At 58.1% G+C, this 20100-nt stretch carries 34 protein-coding genes; 14 read left to right on the forward strand and 20 right to left on the reverse strand.

Annotation, left to right across the window (positions count from 1 at the left end):
* Nucleotides 1-19 precede the first annotated feature (19 nt).
* Nucleotides 20-1138 carry a choloylglycine hydrolase family protein gene (locus SIB46_RS02965; protein WP_413297063.1) on the reverse strand — a complete coding sequence of 373 codons (1119 nt, stop codon included), beginning with the start codon at nucleotides 1136-1138 and terminating at the stop codon, nucleotides 20-22.
* Nucleotides 1139-1306: 168 nt separating this feature from the next.
* Between SIB46_RS02965 and SIB46_RS02970 the strand changes: the two genes are divergently transcribed.
* Nucleotides 1307-1579, forward strand: a complete 273-nt coding sequence (locus tag SIB46_RS02970; protein WP_413297064.1) for a hypothetical protein — start codon at nucleotides 1307-1309, stop codon at nucleotides 1577-1579.
* A gap of 146 nt (nucleotides 1580-1725) precedes the next feature.
* Here the strand turns inward: SIB46_RS02970 and SIB46_RS02975 are convergent, their stop codons facing one another.
* Nucleotides 1726-1896: a hypothetical protein gene (locus SIB46_RS02975; protein WP_413297065.1), complete on the reverse strand. Its 171-nt coding sequence runs from the start codon at nucleotides 1894-1896 to the stop codon at nucleotides 1726-1728.
* A 189-nt stretch (nucleotides 1897-2085) separates the two neighbouring features.
* Nucleotides 2086-2286 carry a hypothetical protein gene (locus SIB46_RS02980; RefSeq protein ID WP_413297066.1) on the reverse strand — a complete coding sequence of 67 codons (201 nt, stop codon included), beginning with the start codon at nucleotides 2284-2286 and terminating at the stop codon, nucleotides 2086-2088.
* A 54-nt stretch (nucleotides 2287-2340) separates the two neighbouring features.
* Between SIB46_RS02980 and SIB46_RS02985 the strand changes: the two genes are divergently transcribed.
* Nucleotides 2341-2679, forward strand: coding sequence for a hypothetical protein (locus tag SIB46_RS02985; RefSeq protein WP_413297067.1), 339 nt, complete (start codon nucleotides 2341-2343; stop codon nucleotides 2677-2679).
* A 6-nt stretch (nucleotides 2680-2685) separates the two neighbouring features.
* Here the strand turns inward: SIB46_RS02985 and SIB46_RS02990 are convergent, their stop codons facing one another.
* Together SIB46_RS02990 and SIB46_RS02995 are read right to left on the reverse strand one after the other, a co-directional pair.
* Nucleotides 2686-3186 (reverse strand): hypothetical protein, encoded by a 501-nt coding sequence (locus SIB46_RS02990; RefSeq protein ID WP_413297068.1) that lies wholly within the window; start codon nucleotides 3184-3186, stop codon nucleotides 2686-2688.
* A 486-nt stretch (nucleotides 3187-3672) separates the two neighbouring features.
* Nucleotides 3673-3987 (reverse strand): DUF3303 domain-containing protein, encoded by a 315-nt coding sequence (locus SIB46_RS02995; protein WP_413297069.1) that lies wholly within the window; start codon nucleotides 3985-3987, stop codon nucleotides 3673-3675.
* A 974-nt stretch (nucleotides 3988-4961) separates the two neighbouring features.
* Between SIB46_RS02995 and SIB46_RS03000 the strand changes: the two genes are divergently transcribed.
* Nucleotides 4962-5126 carry a hypothetical protein gene (locus SIB46_RS03000; RefSeq protein ID WP_413297070.1) on the forward strand — a complete coding sequence of 55 codons (165 nt, stop codon included), beginning with the start codon at nucleotides 4962-4964 and terminating at the stop codon, nucleotides 5124-5126.
* A gap of 59 nt (nucleotides 5127-5185) precedes the next feature.
* On the opposite strand, the gene SIB46_RS03005 is transcribed toward SIB46_RS03000, so the two are convergent.
* On the reverse strand, nucleotides 5186-5830 hold the full coding sequence (locus SIB46_RS03005; RefSeq protein ID WP_413297071.1) for a DJ-1 family glyoxalase III: 645 nt from the start codon (nucleotides 5828-5830) through the stop codon (nucleotides 5186-5188).
* A gap of 91 nt (nucleotides 5831-5921) precedes the next feature.
* On the opposite strand from SIB46_RS03005, the gene SIB46_RS03010 reads away from it, so the two are divergent.
* On the forward strand, nucleotides 5922-6116 hold the full coding sequence (locus tag SIB46_RS03010; protein ID WP_413297072.1) for a hypothetical protein: 195 nt from the start codon (nucleotides 5922-5924) through the stop codon (nucleotides 6114-6116).
* Between the two features lie 9 nt (nucleotides 6117-6125).
* Here the strand turns inward: SIB46_RS03010 and SIB46_RS03015 are convergent, their stop codons facing one another.
* Nucleotides 6126-6293, reverse strand: a complete 168-nt coding sequence (locus tag SIB46_RS03015) for a hypothetical protein (RefSeq protein WP_413297073.1) — start codon at nucleotides 6291-6293, stop codon at nucleotides 6126-6128.
* 58 nt (nucleotides 6294-6351) lie between these two features.
* Here SIB46_RS03015 and SIB46_RS03020 point away from each other — a divergent pair, with 58 nt between their 5' ends.
* A complete protein-coding gene (locus SIB46_RS03020; protein WP_413297074.1) occupies nucleotides 6352-6618 on the forward strand; it encodes a hypothetical protein in 267 nt (88 codons plus the stop codon).
* Between the two features lie 47 nt (nucleotides 6619-6665).
* Nucleotides 6666-6860 (forward strand): hypothetical protein, encoded by a 195-nt coding sequence (locus SIB46_RS03025; protein ID WP_413297075.1) that lies wholly within the window; start codon nucleotides 6666-6668, stop codon nucleotides 6858-6860.
* Here the strand turns inward: SIB46_RS03025 and SIB46_RS03030 are convergent, their stop codons facing one another.
* The 5 genes from SIB46_RS03030 to SIB46_RS03050 all read right to left on the reverse strand — a co-directional run bounded on the left by SIB46_RS03030 (nucleotide 6861) and on the right by SIB46_RS03050 (nucleotide 8886).
* The gene (locus SIB46_RS03030) at nucleotides 6861-7085 is read right to left on the reverse strand and encodes a hypothetical protein (RefSeq protein WP_413297076.1); all 225 of its coding nucleotides are present in this window, start codon (nucleotides 7083-7085) and stop codon (nucleotides 6861-6863) included.
* Nucleotides 7086-7119: 34 nt separating this feature from the next.
* Nucleotides 7120-7452 carry a DMT family transporter gene (locus SIB46_RS03035; RefSeq protein WP_413297077.1) on the reverse strand — a complete coding sequence of 111 codons (333 nt, stop codon included), beginning with the start codon at nucleotides 7450-7452 and terminating at the stop codon, nucleotides 7120-7122.
* Between the two features lie 48 nt (nucleotides 7453-7500).
* A complete protein-coding gene (locus SIB46_RS03040) occupies nucleotides 7501-7671 on the reverse strand; it encodes a hypothetical protein (RefSeq protein ID WP_413297078.1) in 171 nt (56 codons plus the stop codon).
* Between the two features lie 225 nt (nucleotides 7672-7896).
* The gene (locus tag SIB46_RS03045; RefSeq protein WP_413297079.1) at nucleotides 7897-8427 is read right to left on the reverse strand and encodes a hemagglutinin; all 531 of its coding nucleotides are present in this window, start codon (nucleotides 8425-8427) and stop codon (nucleotides 7897-7899) included.
* Between the two features lie 33 nt (nucleotides 8428-8460).
* A complete protein-coding gene (locus SIB46_RS03050; RefSeq protein ID WP_413297080.1) occupies nucleotides 8461-8886 on the reverse strand; it encodes an OsmC family protein in 426 nt (141 codons plus the stop codon).
* A gap of 593 nt (nucleotides 8887-9479) precedes the next feature.
* Here SIB46_RS03050 and SIB46_RS03055 point away from each other — a divergent pair.
* From SIB46_RS03055 to SIB46_RS03065, 3 genes are all read left to right on the forward strand, one after another.
* Entirely contained in the window at nucleotides 9480-9632 is a 153-nt protein-coding gene (locus SIB46_RS03055; protein WP_413297081.1) for a hypothetical protein, read from the forward strand.
* A 250-nt stretch (nucleotides 9633-9882) separates the two neighbouring features.
* Nucleotides 9883-10050, forward strand: coding sequence for a hypothetical protein (locus tag SIB46_RS03060; protein ID WP_413297082.1), 168 nt, complete (start codon nucleotides 9883-9885; stop codon nucleotides 10048-10050).
* Nucleotides 10051-10220: 170 nt separating this feature from the next.
* Entirely contained in the window at nucleotides 10221-10724 is a 504-nt protein-coding gene (locus SIB46_RS03065) for a DUF924 family protein (RefSeq protein ID WP_413297083.1), read from the forward strand.
* Here SIB46_RS03065 and SIB46_RS03070 read toward each other — a convergent pair.
* Both SIB46_RS03070 and SIB46_RS03075 read right to left on the reverse strand, forming a co-directional pair.
* The gene (locus SIB46_RS03070; RefSeq protein WP_413297084.1) at nucleotides 10715-11587 is read right to left on the reverse strand and encodes an MBL fold metallo-hydrolase; all 873 of its coding nucleotides are present in this window, start codon (nucleotides 11585-11587) and stop codon (nucleotides 10715-10717) included. The genes SIB46_RS03065 and SIB46_RS03070 overlap by 10 nt on opposite strands.
* Before the next feature lie 24 nt (nucleotides 11588-11611).
* Entirely contained in the window at nucleotides 11612-11779 is a 168-nt protein-coding gene (locus SIB46_RS03075) for a hypothetical protein (protein ID WP_413297085.1), read from the reverse strand.
* Between the two features lie 76 nt (nucleotides 11780-11855).
* Here SIB46_RS03075 and SIB46_RS03080 point away from each other — a divergent pair, with 76 nt between their 5' ends.
* Entirely contained in the window at nucleotides 11856-13292 is a 1437-nt protein-coding gene (locus SIB46_RS03080; RefSeq protein WP_413297087.1) for a glycosyl hydrolase family 57, read from the forward strand.
* On the opposite strand, the gene SIB46_RS03085 is transcribed toward SIB46_RS03080, so the two are convergent.
* The 5 genes from SIB46_RS03085 to SIB46_RS03105 form a co-directional block, all read right to left on the reverse strand.
* Complete coding sequence (locus SIB46_RS03085; RefSeq protein ID WP_413297088.1) at nucleotides 13289-13771, reverse strand: flavin reductase family protein; 483 nt, start codon at nucleotides 13769-13771, stop codon at nucleotides 13289-13291. The two genes, SIB46_RS03080 and SIB46_RS03085, sit on opposite strands and share 4 nt — an antisense overlap.
* Nucleotides 13772-13804: 33 nt before the next feature.
* A complete protein-coding gene (locus SIB46_RS03090) occupies nucleotides 13805-15496 on the reverse strand; it encodes a SulP family inorganic anion transporter (RefSeq protein ID WP_413297089.1) in 1692 nt (563 codons plus the stop codon).
* A gap of 106 nt (nucleotides 15497-15602) precedes the next feature.
* Nucleotides 15603-15746, reverse strand: a complete 144-nt coding sequence (locus tag SIB46_RS03095; RefSeq protein WP_413297090.1) for a hypothetical protein — start codon at nucleotides 15744-15746, stop codon at nucleotides 15603-15605.
* Between the two features lie 88 nt (nucleotides 15747-15834).
* A complete protein-coding gene (locus SIB46_RS03100) occupies nucleotides 15835-16134 on the reverse strand; it encodes a hypothetical protein (protein ID WP_413297091.1) in 300 nt (99 codons plus the stop codon).
* A 242-nt stretch (nucleotides 16135-16376) separates the two neighbouring features.
* Complete coding sequence (locus SIB46_RS03105) at nucleotides 16377-17951, reverse strand: phytoene desaturase family protein (RefSeq protein WP_413297092.1); 1575 nt, start codon at nucleotides 17949-17951, stop codon at nucleotides 16377-16379.
* Between the two features lie 2 nt (nucleotides 17952-17953).
* On the opposite strand from SIB46_RS03105, the gene nth reads away from it, so the two are divergent.
* Nucleotides 17954-18607 carry an endonuclease III gene (nth, locus tag SIB46_RS03110; protein WP_413297093.1) on the forward strand — a complete coding sequence of 218 codons (654 nt, stop codon included), beginning with the start codon at nucleotides 17954-17956 and terminating at the stop codon, nucleotides 18605-18607.
* A 52-nt stretch (nucleotides 18608-18659) separates the two neighbouring features.
* Nucleotides 18660-18905: a hypothetical protein gene (locus tag SIB46_RS03115; RefSeq protein ID WP_413297094.1), complete on the forward strand. Its 246-nt coding sequence runs from the start codon at nucleotides 18660-18662 to the stop codon at nucleotides 18903-18905.
* Here SIB46_RS03115 and SIB46_RS03120 read toward each other — a convergent pair whose 3' ends face one another.
* The gene (locus SIB46_RS03120) at nucleotides 18906-19391 is read right to left on the reverse strand and encodes a L,D-transpeptidase (RefSeq protein WP_413297095.1); all 486 of its coding nucleotides are present in this window, start codon (nucleotides 19389-19391) and stop codon (nucleotides 18906-18908) included. It lies immediately after the preceding gene.
* 138 nt (nucleotides 19392-19529) lie between these two features.
* Here SIB46_RS03120 and SIB46_RS03125 point away from each other — a divergent pair, with 138 nt between their 5' ends.
* Complete coding sequence (locus SIB46_RS03125; RefSeq protein WP_413297096.1) at nucleotides 19530-19793, forward strand: hypothetical protein; 264 nt, start codon at nucleotides 19530-19532, stop codon at nucleotides 19791-19793.
* A 45-nt stretch (nucleotides 19794-19838) separates the two neighbouring features.
* Nucleotides 19839-20060, forward strand: a complete 222-nt coding sequence (locus SIB46_RS03130) for a hypothetical protein (protein ID WP_413297097.1) — start codon at nucleotides 19839-19841, stop codon at nucleotides 20058-20060.
* Nucleotides 20061-20100: the final 40 nt, after the last annotated feature.

The following is a 20100-nucleotide window of genomic DNA, read 5'->3' on the forward strand; positions in this document are numbered from 1 at the left end:
CGGGGGCTTTTTTTGATGGTTAGGGCTGCAAAGTCGTGATCTGTTGGCTCTGATTAAGAGGCATCACCTTGATCTCACCTCCTGCGAGTGGCAGATCAGCGAAACGAAGTTGGCGCAGATCGGGGTTCTCAAAAGTGGTGATCGAGTAGGTGCCGTTCTTTTGATCGGCAACCACGCTCCATTCCGTGATCTCGTAGGTGGGTTTGGAGCTGCCGCCGCCAAACGCGCCACCCGGGGGGATGCCAATGCTTCCAGGCGGTAAATCAAATTGACCCAGCAGGTGAAATGCTGTGCCCACCTGCTCTTCTGAGCTCAAGTTGGTGGGTGCATTGCGGCTGATGATCAGCGCGCGGATGAAACGCGACGTAGCCAGGAAATCTCCAGGCAAGCCATGCAAACCGGCGCCTGAGCTGGCTGGCGGCAAGCTCAACCCATTGATGCGCATCTCTGCAGGCGGCATGGCACTGAGATTGGCGTAGTTGCCAGCAGCAGCTAGGTGATACGGGAGCGGTGGATCGTTGGTGTAGACCCCCGTGGGGTTGTCGAGCATGTTGAGCTCACCTTTGATGTATTCGACCGAGAGGCTCTGACCTGAGCGGTCGTGCAGGGTCATGTGAATCGGTACCGGGCCGCCAAACGCTTGCAGCACTGAGCCATTCACCAAGATGTTGGGAAGCGCCTGCTTGACCTCAGCAATTGATTCAAAGTTGCTCAAGACATAGATGAGCAACTGCCAACTGGCGATTGAGCGATCTGCCTTACCAGAGGGAACATCTTGAAACTGGGCATACCCGTCGAAATACAGCAGCCCCCCGGCCATGCCACGTTCATTCATGCCATCGACAACCATGTCGTCGACACCAACGGCGTTCATGCCAACCACGGCATAACGGCTGGTCCAAGCCAAACCGCTGCCGCTTTGCCCTGATGGTCCGGCCCCTTCCAGTGCTGTGCCGCGTTGAATCAACACAGCATCACTATTGAGTGGCTTGGCAAATTCCATCGTGCGGCCATAGACCCTACCGCCGTCGTTGCCTTGCAGCATGAAGCTGGTGCAGGCCTGCGCAGCGTTGAGGCCTGAGCCCATCAAGCCGATCCCCAAACCAATGGCCAAGCTGCGTCGCAACAGTGATGCCATGCGCTGATCGCTCAAAGCTGATCAACCTTTGCTCTGTCACCAGATCAAGGACCAGGGATTCCGCTTTTTTTAGGGTCCCCAGAGATGCGGTGTTCCTACTCACAGGAGATCCACACCAATCAAGCCCTCTCAGCAGCAGTAGCGTCAAAGCAGCCAGAGGGGGGTCAAATGACGTTCCTAATTGCTCTCAACCTGGTCTTGCTGGCTTTACTGGCAGGACATGAGCTTTTTAAACGTGCTTCTGATCTTGTTCTCGAATGGATGCGGGTCAGAGCGCTGCGTGACAGCCATCCCGAGATGAAAGGTGTCACGGAGGAAGAAGAGCTTCTTGGCTTCCAAATCGATGAAGCCCTCGGCGCTGTGATTCTGAATAACGAGGAACCAGGTAAAGATGAACCATTCCTTCTAGATCCGGCCTTCTTTGAAGACGATGGCGAGTGATCGCGAATTCAGGCCTATCTCTCCATAGCGACAAGAGAGAGGGCGCCATAGACCTGCAATAGAACCTCAGTAGGCCATCTGGATTCGGGACCAGAGGGTGCCTCCAAGGCGAGGGGGAGATCACCCCCCCTAGTTCATGATTCCAGTCAAGGCTCGAAGACCACTGTTGTCATCAGACAGTGCATCCCTTCAATCGATTTGTCTTCCACGTGACTGTCTTCATCGCAGTAGAGGTCGATGTAGAGGAACGCATCCTCAGAGCAATAACAACAAGCAACCTCTTCGTACTGGCCATCGAAGGAAGCAGAAGCATCCATGACGACCCATCTCTCTTTGGTCGGTGTCATTGATTATCTCCCGATTCCCTTGACCGTAGAGAAAAGATCTTTTGCTTCAACGGGAGAATATTTGAATGCAATATCCCGTATTTAGGAGCTTCTGCTCAGGTCTATGTATCCACACGAACATCATTCTCATTGATGGCACTAGGAGCTAGTGCGCTGCTTTCAGCCTCTCCAGGTGGGTTTGCCATCAGGGAAAAGATGCCCTCGCTGGGTCCACAGCTGAGCTGGTGTGACTTCTAGGCCATTGGCTCGGCAATAGCGAACAGCTTCGTGGGTGGTGCTCAGTTGATGAAGCCCTTCGGCGAAGTTTTGATCGGTGCTGATCCTGCGCTTCAGCAGAGCAACGGTGCTGGATGTGGACATATCGAACCTCCTGGTCGCTATACCTCCAGTGTGAGCCGCACCAGGAGGAAACGTATGAGCACAAAGCCTTACTACGACAAGTATTTCCCCGATGGCTTGGCGGATGGCAGCTTCTCTGTTGAGTATCTGCTGTGCATCTGGTTAACCCAAGATGTCACCAGCAAAATGCTCGAAGAAGAGGGCTTGGTTCTCGATGATGAGGAGAGTGAAATCCTCGGCGACTACGTACTCGATGGTGATCAAATTGTTGTTCAACTCTTTCTGCCTACTAGCGCAGGAGATATCGATGGCAAAGGCGATGAACTACCCCACGGCTGGGAAGAGGACATCCCCGCCATGATCGGCCTCAAACCAGAATGGGTTGACGACGTGGAGTGGATGACAGGCGACTGAGTTGAGTTATTGACCGCCATAAAACGCCCAGGGAATCCCAAACGACACCAAGTCGTAGGGGTTGCCGGGCAGCAAAGCAACGATGGCGAGCTCTTGATCGTCGAATGCCTCTTTGGACTTCACCACAAAACCGGCGGCATCCGATGCCGACCACAGCGGTGAACCCAAGCGGCGCTCCTCTTTGTAGGTCTCAAACAATTGGGCGAATTCATCGCCGTTCTGCTCATCGTTGAGCATGTGCTCAAGAGCAGCATCGGAGCCTTGTTGTTCATAGAGCTCAAACAGCTGCTGCATCAACGGGTTATCGGCCGTGGTGGACACCCGCAAAATGTTGCCGATGGTGCCCACCGCTGAGATGTGAAAGCGATGGGGGGTCTTGCGGGCATCAATCACGGCGACGGGCAAGCTCATGTCCCAGCGACCATGGGCACAAACATCCAAGGCCAAGCCTTTCAACTCTTGGCTGTGCTCACTGCAGAGCTGTTGAACCCTCTCGGTTTTATCCATGCGTTGAATCAGGCCTTGGAATTAGAGGCCTGAGCCACCCGGCTTAAATCTGATCCCCTGGTGGTGGCCGAAATCGTGCTGAGTCGCTCTGTGCTGTGAACGACTTGTCCTCAATATGGCTGTCCTCATCGCAGTGGATGTCGATGTAATGAAAGGCATCCTCAGACGAGTAACAACAAGCGACCTCCTGATAGCTGCCATCAACCGAAGCCGAGGCATCCATCACAACCCATCGCTCCGTACGAATCGGCATGGGGGGTCTTGCGACTGCGTCAACACTACGAGGCATTTTTTTGGGCTTAAGAAGAGATAACGAAACCCAGGCAGCTAAGTGATTGTGCTCATGGCGATGCAGTGCTGTGCCCGTAGACCGTGCTCAGGCACTCCTTGGGTCTATTGGAGTGTCAACCGAGGCTGGTGCGGGACACCACCCGGTGGTGAGGGAGCACCTGCCTGATGGGGTAGGTGCTTTTTCATGGATTGCCGTTATTCAGCTGCTGCAGCCTCAACCGCCGGCCACATGGCCGCAAATTCAGCATCACTCACCACCGCCGTGACCTCGAACTGAATCCCAAAACCTTTGATCCAAGGACCCAGGTGCGCCCACACCTTGCCGATGTCACTGGCTAAGGCGATGGCAACACCACTACCGCTGACCGGCTCACAAACGCGGTATTTCAGTTCAAAACCCTCGAAACGATCTCCGGGTGCTCCAGCATTGATGTACTCAGCAAACCCCGGGCAGGACTCCCAAGCCCCGTCCACGGTGGGGAACGACCAAACGATCAAATAGTGCTGCATGAACACCCAAGCAATAAGAGCTTGGTAGCTCGCCCAGTGCCGCTGGGGAACTGGGCGAGCAGTCTCTGTCAGGACGACAACTCAATCGGAGCGTCGAACTCGGATTCCCATTGACGCCGATTCAGCACCGATGGCGTAGGCGGCCAAACCGGGCGCTTGAGCGGAGCTGCTGGTTTGGGTTTCACCGACTCCGCATCTGCCAAAAACTTGCTTGTGAACGCAGCGGTAGCCATGGGCAACCTCGGCAGTGCAAGAAAACGTCTTGCTTCTGAGCCGACCATGGCGGACTCGAACTAACCCAGGAGTTACGAAAAAATCAAAACGACGGGATTCAAAAATGATGCTCATAAAAAAAACCGCTCCGGGAGCAACCCGAAGCGGTTTGACCCTCATGAAAGCTCGGTGTCTCGTTGCCGAACTGCTGTCAGTCTCCGCGCGCTGCGCTGGTTTGTGCAGTGGGCGAACCGAACAGCGGCGTGCGGCTTACCGCTAAGCAAACGGCACCCCAATCTGATCAATGCCGGCTGGCAAGTCCATCGGCATTAAGGCGCATTGCCTTTGATCACCGGCAGGGCAAAAGTATGGGCATCGAACACGGAGGCGCCCAATGGACGACACGCCACCTGAGACATCAGCCGCAGCACTCTGACTTGAGGCGCCTGCTCCAACAGTCTCCACAAAGCGTGGGCGAGGAGCTGATTTGACCACCAACTGGATGTCGAGTCAGCACCACTCCTCTGCATCGTTTAGGTGCCCCAAAGGAGTCCGCCCGATACACCTGGACCCTTGGCCCCAGGTTCGCCTTTGACCAGACGCTGCCCAATCAGCCATCACGAAAGCCGCTCCTCCCTTGAGGGGCGGCTTTCTGCTAGCAGCCAGTCCGGTGGATTGTTGTACGGCATTGGGTACGGGTATTGCGCGCACAGCGCACTCAGCAGCTTGGCGATGGTGTCGCCATCTCTTGCTGATTAAGCATGACCACCGAAATTCGCAATTGGGCCGTTGTTGCCGCCGCGATGGAAGCCCAAGGCGCTACCCACAGCTTCATGTACAAACGCGCCAAGGCCATTGCTGAAGGCCAGCCTGATCCGATGCCCACGAGCTTCCCTGCCGCACCCTTGAGCATTTCGGCCGCTTAACCCGGTAGCTCAAAGTCGAATCCCCTCGCGCTTAGCGGGGGGATTTTTTGTGATGAGGCCTAGCGAACCAAAAAGTAATTCTCGATGGCCACAGCAGCGTCCTCACCGCACAGCATCCGCACGATGGCAATGGCGAATTCAATGGCTGTGCCAGGTGTTTGCGACAGCACAATGCGCTGTTTCTGATCACTGATCACCCGGGCCTTGGGATCAAAGTTGCTGCCCAACAGCTTGGTGAAATGATCAGCAGGCCAACTCTGCTGCGGTGTACGAATGGCCAACGGATTCCCCGTCACCGTCTCCATGGCCTCCAGAACACCCGCTGGTTTGAGCACCAACGCTGGAGCCAGACAAATTCCAGCAACCACTCCGCCCCTGAGGTGCTGACGTTGCAAACGCTCCCGTAATGGGGACGACTCGGCCAGATTCATCGCACCCGGAATCCCACCGGGTACAGCAATGACATCCCAGGGTTGATCGATCACTGACTGAAAAGCAGCATCAACAACCAGGCGTGTTCCTTTCATCAAGGTCACCACCTCTTGATCATTGAGGCTGGCTACAACAACCTGCAGCCCGCCTCGGCGCAGCACGTCAATCAGAGCGATGACCTCAATGTCTTCATTGCCTTGGGCGACGGGTATCAATGCCGTCTGCGTTGGTCCCATCAACAACACGCCAAGGCCTGAGGAGCAATCTGGCAAGGCTCAACTCGTGAAAGAGCAGGTACTGCGATTTGTTGCGGCCTTCTTTTGCGCTGCTGGCTAACAAATCAATAGACGATGGAGTGAAGCCATGAAATTGTTCTTGCTGGCTCTGATGACTGTGGTGCTTGCAGCCTGCAGCGGCGAAAGCCTCTCGCCAGAGCGCAAAGCCTGCCTTGAGAAAGCCAGCACCGAAGCTGAGCGCATTGAATGCAACAAGGAATCAGCGATTGAGGCAGACAAAAAAGCTGATGATGCCGATACCAAGGCAGAAGACGCCAACTAGGTCAGAGATTTAGCGGCCTTCCAGTTGCTTGAGGCGCTGCTGGTGGTGCAGCAAATAGCCCTCCCACAGCTCAAGGCCTTCCTCCGTGAGGCTGGGCGATTTCAGCCGCTCGAGGCAGGCCTCAATCTGAGCACGGTGCCACTCAGGACTCTCGGCTTCGGATTTGGCTTTAACCATTGAGCAGCAGATGCTCTTCCTTTCTAGTGACGCTGACACCTCGACTGCTGTTCACACCATGACCAACACAATGCGTTTGTTGCTGATCGGTGGGGCAGGAAGCCTCTTGATGGCTCCGATGCCAGCACTGGCTCAAAAGGAGATCCCCAAGGCGGCAGGGCACGACCAGTGCCCGTTGGGCTACGTCAACACCCTGGGGACAACATGCGTGTCACCGGTGTACTACGAAGTGGCTCCAACCCATGGGCAGGCTTGCAAAGCCGGTTGGATGAACATTGGGGCCGGCTACTGCAAAAAGAAAAAAGGGCCCCTCGGAATTTTCTAGACGCTCGCTACAGCTGGGATAGGGAAAGCCGAACCACAGAGCCCTGAGTGGCCGCGCCATCGTTTGAGCAGCTTTCATCGATGGTGATGACGATCGAGCAATTGCAGCGCCGCTACCACTGGCTCAAATATGAAGCTGATTTCATTGCTGATGCACAACAAGCGTCTGTGATCAGCGAGCAGGCCAATCAGGTGATGGCTGAGATTAAACAACGACTCGCTGCAGGCGATGACAACAGCTGATCAATCAACAACAAAACCAAGGAACAGCTCAACAATCGTGAGCCCGATCAAAAAAGTCGCTGCAAAGAATGAAGCTTCTTGAAAACGTTTGCCCAAAATAATGGCCCCCGTCACGCAACACATCTCAATTGCCACTCTGGGCCACTCGACGGCGAAATCAAACACGCTTACGAGTTCTTTGAGTAGCTCAACATTAAAAAACCACCCATCAGTGGAAAGTTTCAAAAGCTACATGTGCATCCAGCAATCGTACAAAACCTCAGCCCTGGTGTGGGCTGGTGACATTCACCATCACCACCCCTGCTGTGATCAACGCCATGCCAAACAGCTGGGTTGAGGTGGGTACTTGCCGGTAGACCAGCACACCCACCAGCACGATGGCCACAATTCCGATGCCACTCCACAGGGCATAGGTAATGCCCAAGGGAATGGTCTGCACCACCCGCGATAGCAACAGCATCGAGGTGCTGTAGGCCAGCAACACCACTACAGATGGCCATAAGCGGCTGAAACCATCGGAAAGCTTCAGGCATGAGGTGCCAATCACCTCAGCGGCAATCGCCAGGAGCAGCAAAGACCAAGCAGGAAGCATCACAACGTCAGCGGAGCCCTAGGCCTAGCAGCCCTGCAAGCCTGGTCCTTAGACCTGATCCAGCCAGTCCTCCGCTTCATACCAAGCCAGGCATGCCAACAGACTGTCGTCCGACAAACATTCCAGGTGATCACCAAAGCATTCGTCGTAGTCGACGCGGCCATGGTTTTCAGCCTTGTAGTGCTCGAGCACAAATTCGATTACAGCCTCGCGATTCATCTCTCTCCCTCCTCTCTTGGTTTGATCCAAGGTTTTTGGGTTGATCGACGTCAATCCAAATGAGCTGAGAACGGTCTAAACGGTTTTGAGATCAGCCTAGGGCGGCTGCAATCTCTGGGTGGGGATACCAGCTGAACGCCCCCTTAGCGCACCGCCTTGATTGCGAGCTCGTTGCGCAGCTCCTCCCAGAACACCGGGAACAGCGGCTTGGCCTGCTGGAACCAGTCAGGCGCTTAATGGCAAGCAACTGGCACCCTCACCTCCCTCGAGGCCAAGAGAACGACAGATGTGGCCATCGCGAAACGTCCACACCCAGGGCATCTGGGCGCGGGCCGCTTGAAGCGCACGGTTCTCATGCAAGGAGACCGGAATGAACTCCGTGGCGAAATCAAATTCCTGATCACGAATGGATTGGTTAAGCACCACGCTGCCGGTTTCGCTTGAAACAGAGCGGTGGAACGTACCAATGGGTATTTGCAGCGCCCCCATGGCTCGAATCAAATGAATGACATGGTGCGGCTGGTCCCACTGAGGGTTCAGGAGGGTGTAGACACGACCACCCTCTAAGACCAAGTTGTGATCAATCTGGTGTTGATGAACATAATATTGCTCACCTTGCCCATCATCGGGCGGCGAGATTGCAGAACCATGATGGGCAACAACATCAGTGCCATTACTCCCCTCGACACTGGCATCAAAGAACGTCACAGCTGGGGTTTCACGAAACACATGGATTGGAACAAATGTCAGACGCATACCTCCTCCTTTTGACAAACAATCGAACAACCTTTAAGCCTCAATAATCCAGTTGAGCTGAATCACCAGATCACCCGACAAACTCCTCATCACAGGACAGTCTTGAGCAGCCTGTTTTAAAAATTCGACCTGCTCAGCAGTCAATCCAGGCGGCAAGTGAACATCTACATAGAGGCTCTCAATTTTCCTTGGCTGATCTGCGCTCATCGTCTTGCGAACCAATGCATGGGCCCGGCCCAGGTCCCAGCCCTTACGGCGGGAATGGATTCCCATCACCGTGAGGATGCAGGTCCCCAATGAACTGGCCAAAAGGTCAGTTGGGGCAAAGTCTTCGCCGCTTCCATCATGGTCAGGCGGCGCATCTGTAGTGATAATGGAAGCCGATGGAAGATGCTTGGCTCGGCAGTGGAGGTTGCCAGCGTAGAAGCACTGAATAAGTGTCATAAAACCCCGAATCAATGGATCGAGATCGGCAGCGCAAGCCCTTAACTGGGCCCTATTCGCAATTCAATTCATCACAAATCAGGCGTGCCGTGTTGAGATCATTGGTTTCCCAATGGCGGCCTGGAAAACGCTGGTGTCTAACGCGAAACGTGTTGGCATGCTCTCGCGCAATGACGCAACCATGCTCATAGGGCATCAGCAACGGCTCAGGCTCATCTATGTGCTCACCACCCAGACCAAGAGGGGTATCAAATCGATCCAAAACCATCTCTTTTCCCTCAACGATGCAATTGGTCTACGCCTGCCCATGCCCCTCAGAGCCACAGGCACTGGAACGTAAACACTCCGTAATGTTTAAAGCGGATTTGATGTGATCAGCATCCTCAGCAGGTCTTGGACGTCAGCAACAACGGGAGTTGATGCATGACAAAAAGCCCCCAAAACATTGGAGGCCAATGAATCCATACACGCCATCAAGCGTTAACTGCGTTCATTGGAACGCCACACAATCCTCAAACAACCATGGGGCAGCCCACTACCCCCATTTAGGGGTATTGACCACTGCCAGAGGATTTCTACGCTTGATGCATCCGGCAGGCACCGTTGCCATGACGCTCGACTTCGCCTTTTCCGAAAGCATCGGTTCGTTGATCACCGATGGCAAACACCCACCCATCCATGCCTTGGCCTGCCCCCTGCAGGTGAAATGCATTTACAAGCGCAGCACAATCCAACCCGCGATAAAACGCTTCAACACTTGAACACGAGCTTCAAGGGGTTAATCAGCCAGGCCTGTAGATACTGGAAGTGCAGGGCTGAAGACTTGCTGGGTCACGAACTGATGGCCCCCCAGAGTGCGGCAGCAGATCTGGGGGACTACCAACCTTGAATCGCCCGCCGACATGGACGGGGCAAACAGCTCAAAGCCTTCTAGGCGAAATTGAGCAGTATTCCTCTTGAGATTCTTTTGGGCAGATCAGAGGATCAGGCTCATCAGCCCAGGAGGCTGACATGACCCAACTCCAAGGCATCCACACCGAAACCTGCGAAGGCCGCAGCTGCCTGAAGTGGGAAGACAACGTTGAACTCTCAGCCAATCATCAACGCCGAGTGATTGAGGTGTTGTGCGCGATTGATCCAAGCAACTGCCCCGATCAATCCAGCGATCAGGACACTTGATCGCTCGCCTGTTGCTGAGAGGCAAAACGCATCGCCCAACTGCGGGCTATCAGGCTGGTCAAAGCGGCGCCAATGGACAAAAAGACAAGTAAGGCCTGCTCGACTGACATGGCATTAACTTTAGTTACGGGGTTTCTAACGGAAAAATTGCTCTGGCGCGGTTGCTACACGTGCAAACCAACACCGACCCCAACGAGGCCAAGGCCGTTCTGCAGTTTTGGTTTGAAGACTGCCGTCCCTGGCAGTGGTTTCGACAGCGGGATGGCTTTGATGCCTTGGTCAGCGAGCGCTTTGGCTCCTTGGTGCAATTAGCCCTTGCAGGCCAGCTCACGCGTTGGGAACAGCAGAGCGATCCAGCCCTCGCCATGGTGTTGCTGCTCGATCAATTCACGCGCCAGGTCTATCGCGGCAAGCCCCAGGCCTATAGCGGCGATGCCCAAGCTCTAGTGCTCAGCCAGCAAGCGCTCGCCAACGGTTGGATCGCAGCCGAACCACAGCAAGCGCGGCGTCAGTTTTGGTTGATGCCGATGCTGCACAGCGAGAACGCGGCGGTGGTGGAGCAAGCGATCCCGCTGCTGGAGCGCTTCGCCGATAACGGCACCGCGGATATCGCCAGGTCGAACCTGATGGAGTTGCAGCGCCATGGGCACTACCGGCGCCGACGTCAACGTTGAATCCAGGCCAAGGTTTGCTGCACCGCCTGCTGCCACTGGCCTGGCGCAAATTGATGGCGGTGGCCATGGCCCGGCAGCAGCCACGCCACATCGAGATCCTGCAGCTTTTCGAGCGAACGAATTTGCTCCTCAAAATCCCACCAGCAGTACTGCTTGGAGCACACCAACACCTGCTGATCGGCGTTCCACCAGAGGTGATCACCACTGAACAGCACGCAGCGGGACTCGCCCAACACCGCACAGAGTGAACCTGCTGTGTGCCCCGGCGTTGGAATCAGCTGCAGGCCAGGAGCAATGGTTTCGGCATCCCAGTCATTGAGCTGATGCTCCGCCTCGGGCGCCGCATCGCCATCAGCTTGATGAATCCAGCGCGGGCAACCCAAGGCCTGGGTCCAACGCTGGTGATCAGCCACATCGTCACGGTGGGTCAGCACCATCGCGCTGACGCCCCCCATGGATTGAATCCGCCGAGCCAGGGGGGCACTCCAGCGCGGCACATCGATCAACACATTGCCCGCTTGGCGCTTCAGCAACCAACTGCGGGCACCAAAGCTTTTGCGAGAAGCCCAGCCGCAATAGAAGATCTCGGCATCGCCGGCGGTGGTGATCAAGGCCGGAAACCCATCAGCGGGGGTTTGCTGCAGCAGCTCAGCGCTGGTTTCAATCGCAGCCACCGGACAGGCCTGCAGCGCTAACAGCGCCTGCCGCTGCGCCTCAGCTCCGCTCGGTTGGCGATGCACAAAAGCCGTGTTCACCCCAGCGCCGTAGTGCTCAGGGTCAAACGTCCAGCAGGTACCGCAATCAATGCAGCGCTCATTGACAAAAAACGGTCCTGAAACGTTCTCAGCAACAGCACGGGCCATAGGCCCATGCTGACAACGCTGGGCTCAAGCCGCCTGTTGATCCACCATGCGGCTGGTCTGATCAGCCACCGGCCACACCAGGCAACCTTCAGCAATCAACTCCTCTCGGGTGCGCTCAAGGTCTTCCACAGGGATCTCCACAGCGCGGGAGATGCCTTGGCGAAATGTGTTCAAACGGACTAATTCAGCCATGGCGTAGGTGGCGCATTGCAGAGGGTTTACCGGGCCCGCTACGACGGGGCAAGCCCAGCTGTTTTCGGCCCCTGACATGCAACGCTTCGATCCACCGATTTGCGGCTACGAAGCAGCGATCCACCAGGCCACTCACCAACAGGGCAATCTCTGGCTTGAGCACAGCAACATCCACTGGAATCAGCTCCAGTCGGGATTTAGTTGCGCCTTGCACATGCACCAGCCCACCGTGCCGGCTGGCCCCAATGGCGCCTTCATCTCCCATCTCCAATACATGGCGGAGCATCCAGGTGAAGGCGACAACCACAACGCCGAACCTTTTGCCCAGTGCTACCGGCGCTTGGCCGATCTGCTGCCGCAACTGATTGCCGAAGGCTGCAACCCACGGATGATGCTGGATTACTCCGGCAACCTGCTCTGGGGCATTGGCCAGATGGGCCGCAGCGACATCAGCAGTGCCCTCAAGTTTTTAGCCACCGATGCACTGATGCAACGGCATATCGAATGGCTGGGCACCTTTTGGAGCCATGCCGTTGCGCCATCAACGCCAATCCCGGATTTACGTCTGCAGATCAGCGCCTGGCAGCACCAGTTCTTCGATCTCTTCGGCGCAGACGCCCTCGGCCGGGTGAAGGGCTTTTCGCTGCCGGAGATGCATCTGCCCAATCACCCCGACACCCTTTATGCGCTCATCGAGGCCCTGCTGGAATCGGGCTACCGCTGGCTGCTAGTGCAGGAGCACAGCGTTGAGCAGCCCGATGGCACAGCACTCACACACGGGCAGAAATACGGGCCTAACCGTTTGGTGGCACGCAACAGCCAGGGGGAGGAGCTGAGCATCACAGCCTTGGTCAAAACCCAAGGCTCCGACACCAAATTGGTGGGCCAGATGCAGCCCTGCTACGAGGCCCTCAGCCTCGGCCGGCAGTCCGTTGGCGGGCAGCAACTGCCCTCGCTGGTGGCGCAAATCGCCGATGGCGAAAACGGTGGCGTGATGATGAACGAATTCCCCGCCGCCTTTGAGCAGGCCAACCGCCGCCTGCGGGATGACAAGTCAAACGCGGCCGCCATCAATGGCAGCGAATACCTCGAGTGGGTCGAGACCTCAGGCCTTAAGCCTGACGACTACCCAGCCATTCAGGCGGTGGGGCAAGCCCGTTTGTTTGAACAGATGGGCGAGGCCGTTGGGCCTGATGCCGTGAGCGCTGCCATCACGGCGCTGCAAGCCGGCGATGACCACTTTGCGATGGAGGGCGCCTCCTGGACCAACAGCATCAGCTGGGTGGAGGGCTACAGCAACGTGCTGGAGCCGATGAAGCAGCTCAGCGCGCAATTCCATCGCCATTTCGGCGATCAAGGCAGCAGCAGCCTCAGGTATCACCAAGCGCTGCTGCATGTGTTGCTGCTGGAAACCAGCTGTTTTCGCTACTGGGGCCAGGGCACCTGGACCGACTACGCCCAAGCGATCTTTGCCCGTGGTGAAGCCCTGATGGGCCTTGATGCAGCGGCTTAGCCGCCGTAGTTCCAGCCGGTGCTACTGAGCTCTAAGGCGGCGGCATCTCGGTGCAGCAAAGCGCTCTTGACCTCCCCGACAAACACGGTGTGATCGCCATGGGCCACCTGGCCCACCACGGCGCACTCCACTCCGCCCAAGCCGTCATCGAGGATGGGCAACCCGTGTTCGCCGAGTTTGTAAGGGGCAGCGTCAAAGCGTCCGCCAACGCCCTGTTGCGGTTTGAAGAACACAGCGGCCAAATCTTTTTGATCAGCCGCCAGCACGTTGAGCGAAAACTTGCCCGTGCGCTGGATCATGCCGTTGCTGGTGCTATCGGCCCGCACGGCCATCACCACCAGTGGCGGCTCGAACGAGCCCTGGGTCACCCAGCTGGCCGTAAAGCCATTGACCACATCGCCTTCGGCCACGCCGCAGATGAACAGGCCGTGGGGGATCTTGCGCAGCAGCACCTTCTTGGCTTCAGCGTCGAGGCTCATGGCATGGGAACGATCTGCTTTGATCCTGGCAGCTCAAGCTGAAGCGGCTTCAGCCGAGAGGAGATCGAGGGCTTCACGCCGGCCGCCCAGAAACCGCACCGGGCAAGAGCGCTCCAATTGCAAGCGCTTGAGCCGCTCTCGCTGCAGGGGTTCGGACACAGCAATCACCACCTGCCGGCCCTGCTTGCCGGCATCACGGCAGAGCGAATCAATCGCCAAAGAGGCTGTCACCCCCAAATAGCTCACCGCGCTGAGGTCCAGCAGGATCGTGCGGTAGGCCGCCGACACATTCAGCAGCTGGGTGAGGTAGCGGCTGGCGCCAAAACTCAACGGGCCCTGCAGGCTGAGCAACACCACATCACTGCCGAGCCGCTCGAGCAGCCCCTGCTCCTCATCGTTGAGGTTGTCGTAACGGTGGCCGCCCTCAAAACGCTGGGTCTTGCGCTCAAGCGCCGTGGTGAGGCCCTTGATGGTGAGCACGTTGGCCACAAACACCCCCACCACCACCGCCGTCACCAAATCCCAGAAGATCGTGAGCAGCAACACCAGCCACATCAAGGCGGTGGCACGGGCCGAGAGCCGCGGCGCGCGGCGCAGGAAATTCCAATCAACGATCTCGATGCCAACGTTCACCAGGATTCCGGCCAGCACCGCCATCGGAATCACCGAAGCCAAGCCACCCGCGCCGAGGGTGACCACGAGCAACACCAGCGAATGCACCACGCCCGAGAGCGGTGTGCGCCCTCCGGCTTGCACGTTGGTAACGGTGCGCATCGTGGCGCCAGCGCCGGGCAGACCGCCGACCAGCGCAGCACCCATGTTTCCTAGGCCCTGACCAATCAGCTCGCGATCAGAGTTGTGCTGGGTGCGGGTGATGTTGTCGGCCACGAGCGAGGTGAGCAGCGAGTCGATCGAGCCCAGCACCGCCAGGGTGAGGGCATAACCGCCCAGCATGCGCAGATCACCAAACGCCAGCTGCGGCCAGCGCAGCTGCGGAAAGCCCTGGGGAATCTCACCCAAGCGCGGCAGGGCATCGATGGGCAGCAGCAAGCTCAAAGCCGTGACCCCCACCAGCGCCACCAGCGGCGAGGGCAACACGGAGTTGAAGCGCTTGGGGTAGAGACGCACAACCGCGAAGGTGAGCGCACCGATCAGCAGGGCAAAGGGATTGAACTGCGGCAATTCCTGCCAGAGGCCGCTCAAGATCCCCGGCACCGAGCCGCCAAGATCCAACCCCATCAACACCGGCAGCTGCAACACAAGCACAATCCCGCCGATGCCCGACATGAAGCCGGAGATCACCGAATAAGGCATCTGCACGATGTATTGCCCCAGGCGCAGCAAGCCGAAAATCACCTGAAACAGGCCTGCCACCAGGGCCACGGTGAAGGCCAACGCAAGCCCTGCACCGGGTCCATAGCGCTGCACCATCGTGGCGATGATGCCCGCCATGATCACGGTCATCGGCCCGGTGGGACCGGAAACCTGGGCTGGGGTGCCCCCCAAGGGAGCTGCGATTAAGCCAAGGGCAATGGCACCCCAAAGCCCGGCAATGGCACCAGCACCGGATGTGGCGCCAAAGGCCATGGCCAGGGGCAAGGCCACCACGGCCGTTGTTAATCCGCCGGTGACATCACCGCGCCAGTTGCTCAACCAGGTGTTGTGCCACAGGCGGCTCGGCCGGCGGCCGCGCAGCTCAGGTGGCTCTTGAAAAGGAGAGCGCATCGCTGCGGCGCTAGTAGCTAAATCCTGACGATGCCAAGCCGCAGCTGGCAAGGATCATCCGGCTCTCCGCTGGATTGGGAGGCAATTTGGTAACAACGGCAACCGTTCAACGGAGGTTGCTCGTCAGGCCCGATGGATCCAAGGGGTTGCCAGTAGCGGCATTTGTGGTGGAACTCACAACCCCGATCGCGATCTGGCTAGCCGCGACAACGAACAGGGCGACCGACAGGAACTGCTGAACGCGGTTCATGGGAGAACTGCCTTTGGCCATCGCAACCTAAGAAATCTTTCCTCTAACGCAAGAAAAATCTGTCCTGTGCCAGCTAAGACTCATGACCTCACAGGGAATCTGGCCAGACCGATTGACAACCTGGATCGCGTTGGAGCGCCGCGGCTTTGGCTTCCACAGCCGCTTGATGGCCCAAATCTTTGCCGATTAACAGCACCAAACGCCGTAGCGATTGGGTGGCGTTTTCAGGCTCCAACCAGCCCAAGCCGTAGTAGGTGCAGGTGGCCTGCAGCCAGCCTTGGGCCTGCCCCTCAAGGCTGATTTGCAGCTTGTCGAACCCCGGCATCGCAGCCGCTGGGGCCACCATCAGCAGGCTGGCTGCAGCAGCACGCAACACAAACAGGCGCACACGGCAACAGCGAGTGGCCGCATCATGCCGGCACTTGCACTGAGCCGAAAGTCCCCCGCGCGATGGGCGGCCAAGCTTCCAGTGAATCGGTATGGTCGAAAGGAGTGTTGACCTAATTCGTGTTCCGCTTTCTCTGCGCAACGTTGGCCCTGGCTGCTCTGTTGCTGCCGGTTTCGCTCAGTGCCCATCCGAACCACGACGCCAGTGATGCAGTCGGCGTAGAGCACCAGCACTAAATCCAGCTACAACCCCAGGCTCTCCAGCAGCTCCTGTTGGCTCTTACGGCCCAGGATTCCGTGGGCAGCCAAAGCGCCACTAGCGGCCACTGGTGGAATGCCAATGCCAGGGAAGGTGCTGGAGCCACACATCCAAAACCGCTTCAGCGGTGTGGTCACACCAGGGAAGAGCCCCTCATTGGCGGGTAGTGCCGGCCCATAGCTGCCGTTGTGCACATTGAGGAAACGCCGGTGGGTGAGAGGCGTTCCTTCCATCACCACATCGCAGCGCTGGCGAATGTCGGGAATTCGCTGCTCCAACACATCCCAAAACACCTGGCAGCGCTCACGGCGCAACGTCTGATAGTCAGGGCTATCGCGATCAAGGCCCCGCCATAGCTCCCAAGGTTCATTCGCTGGGGTGTACGCATGCAGCACATGGCGCCCCGCTGGAGCCATCGAGGGATCCAACACCGATGGAATCGACACCACAACGGCATTGCGCTCGGCAGTGATACCGCGCTCCCAATCCCCAACCCACACCGTGTGAATCGGTAGGTCGTCGAGACCGGTGGCATCGAAGCCCAGATGCAAATGCAAAAACGAACCGCAGGCTGGTGTGTCGCCCCGTTGGCGCTGCCAGCCCCGTGCCACCCCCTCGGGCAGCAACTTGAGCGTGCTCCACACATCGGCATTACTGACCACATGCTCGGCGTGGATCTGCTCTCCGCTCTCGAGCTCAACGCCAATGGCGCGCTCCCCATCGAGCAGCACACGCTTGACGCGGCTGCGCAGACGCAGTTCACCGCCATTGGCTTCCAAACCGCGCACCAAGGCCATCACCACAGCCTTGCTGCCGCCTTTGGGGAAATCCAAACAGGCATCGGGTTCAAACCACTGGCCAAACAAGGTGGCCATCGCTGCGGCATTGGTGCCGGCCATCGGTAGACCGCTGATCAAAAAACAGAGCAAATCCACCCAATGGCGCAGAAAGGGATCACGAAGGTGTTGATCCACCAAAGGGCCAAAGGCGCCGCCGAGATGGCGCATGGCCGCCAGGTGCGGCAACAGCTGTCCGCCGCGGCGCAGCAGCTGGGCCATCACATCGGCACCTGGGCGAAGCGCCAGCAGGGGCAAGGCATCGGCAGCAGCGGCAATCGGCTGCAACACCTGCATGAAGCGTTGCCATTCCGCTACCGCCTCAGGACCGCGCAACTGCTGCACCACCGCTTCAAAGTCGGCGTTACCTACACCAATACGCAGATGCCCTTCTGGACAGAGCACATCCCAGTCGCGGTATTCGATCACCTCCAGTTCTTGACCCAGGGCCCGCAGGATCTGGGCCAGGGGGTTGCTGCTCGGCCAGCGGCCCAAGCCACTCCACAGCGAGGGACCCGATTCGTAGTGGTAGGTCTTGCCAAAACCGTGGGCCGCACCACCGGGCTTGCTGTGGGCCTCAAGCACCACCACCTCTTTGCCGCCGCGCGCCAGCAGTCCGGCGCAGCACAGCCCCCCAATGCCGCTACCGATCACGATCACGCCGGTTTTGCTGGCCACGGTGTTCCGCGAGGATGCCGCCAGATTGGCGCCTCTTGGCCGCATCCGTGAAGAAGCAGGAACGCGTTGAAACGATCATCCGCCGGCTGAATGAGCAGTACCCCGAAACACCCATCCCTTTGGATCACAGCGATGCCTTCACGCTGCTGATCGCTGTGCTGCTCAGCGCCCAATGCACCGACAAGAAGGTCAATGAGGTCACCCCAGCTCTGTTTGCCGCTGGGCCCAATCCAGCAGCGATGGCAGCACTTGGCGAAGATGAGATCCTTGGCTTGATCCGCCAACTGGGGCTAGCCAAAACCAAGGCCAAAAACGTCAAACGCTTGGCTGAGTTGTTGCTGGAGCGCCATGGCGGCGAGGTGCCAGGCAGCTTTGAGGCCCTCGAAGCCCTCCCCGGAGTGGGCCACAAAACAGCGAGCGTGGTGATGTCACAAGCCTTTGGCGTTCCCGCCTTCCCGGTGGATACCCACATTCACCGGCTCGCCCAACGCTGGGGGCTCAGCAATGGCGACAGCGTGGTTCAAACCGAAGCCGACCTCAAACGGCTGTTCCCCAAAGAGCATTGGAACCGCCTGCATCTGCAGATCATTTTTTGGGGCCGGGAGTTCTGCACCGCCCGCGGCTGTGATGGCCGCGTCTGCTCCATGTGCACCGAGCTGTATCCCAACCGCCGCAAAGCGGTGATCTGGCGCAAGCCCTGATCACGCCAACCGCCCAAGCTCGCCAGAATCGCGGCGCTTCGCTGTGCTGACGATGCTGCTGCCCTGCCCGCTCACCCCGCTGCTGGCCGCCAAGGTCGCTGGCCTCAAAGCCACCGTTGGCTTGCTGTTGATCCTGCTGATCAAAAGCCAACTGCTGCGCGTGAAGATGTCGTTTCTCGGCAGTGTGTTGGGCCTGGTGCTCACCCTGAGCTTCCTGATCACCAGCGGCGCTCTGGTGGTGATTAGCGCCGGTGCTGTGGCTTGGGGCTTGCAGCAGCGCCGTAACGCCGCCACCTAACTAGGGCACCACACGCACGATGTCGCCTTCTTTGACCAGATCAAAGAGGGATATGGCGTCTTGATTGCGCAAACGCACGCACCCGAAGGTGGCGGCTTTGCCGATGCTGTTGAGCTTGCCGGTGCCATGGAAACCGATCTCGCGGCAGGTGTTTGGCTCAAAGCGCGGCGGGTGGCGATCGGTGGAGCTGCGCTTGCCGCAGCGATACCAAAAACCAATCCAGCGGGTTCCCAGCGGCCCCGTGGCTGAAGCCGCTACTTGCCGTTTGCGCCAGGGGCTGCTCCAAATCGGATCCTTCTCAAGCCGGTGCACCCGGTGGGTGCCCAGGGGCGTGGGGTTGCTGGCACGCCCCACCGCAACCGGATAACTGGCAATTTGGCGGCCGTTTTGAATCACCCGTAGTTGGCGTTTGCTGCGTTCGAGCACCAATTCAGTGGGCTGCCACGGCAATGCCGCAGCCAGCAATGAGGTCAACACGGCCAGCACGGCAACCCACAACGCGTGATGGGCCTGATTGTCTCGGCGTTGGCCGCACTCTCAACTGAAAGCCGACTGAGAAATTCCTTCAAGGAATGACTAACAGCGCCTGTAGAAATCGCCGCCCATACCTACCGCTGGGTTGCCGTGGCTACCAAAAAAACGACTGAGCTCCAAACCATGAAAGTTCTCTCAGCTCTGGCTTGCGCCTCCCTGCTAGCCGTCTCGATGGCTGCACCAGCGGTTGCTGGCGTCAAGGTCAAGAACAGCAATGGCGGCTCGGTCAACGTCAACCGCGGTGGAGTCAAGGTACAAGGCGGTGGCGGATCCAAGGTGAAGGTGAATCCTGGCCGCAACGGCTCGGTCAACATGAAAGGCCCCAATGGCCGTGGCGGCAGCGTCAGCTGGTAAGCAGCTGGCCAGCTGAGTTACGACCGAAGCATTTGCAGCGCTGTCATGGCTGATTTCAAACCAGCTGGAGCCGATGGCGATTTCCAGGCTTGGGCCAAGCACCACGCCCACGACAAAAAATTGCACGATCTACAGATCGCTGAGGGCAAGCAAGGCGATGGCGATGCCGAGGTGAGCAGTGCTCATCTGCAAGAGGGGTGGGCCAAGGAGCACGAGCACGAAAAGCGACTCCACGACAACGCCATTGAGATGGAGCGCCATCAATAACGCAGTGATCGCATTAGCTTGATCCGACTAGGGCGAGCCA

The organism is Synechococcus sp. MIT S9452 (assembly GCF_047304245.1).
GTDB lineage: Bacteria > Cyanobacteriota > Cyanobacteriia > PCC-6307 > Cyanobiaceae > RCC307.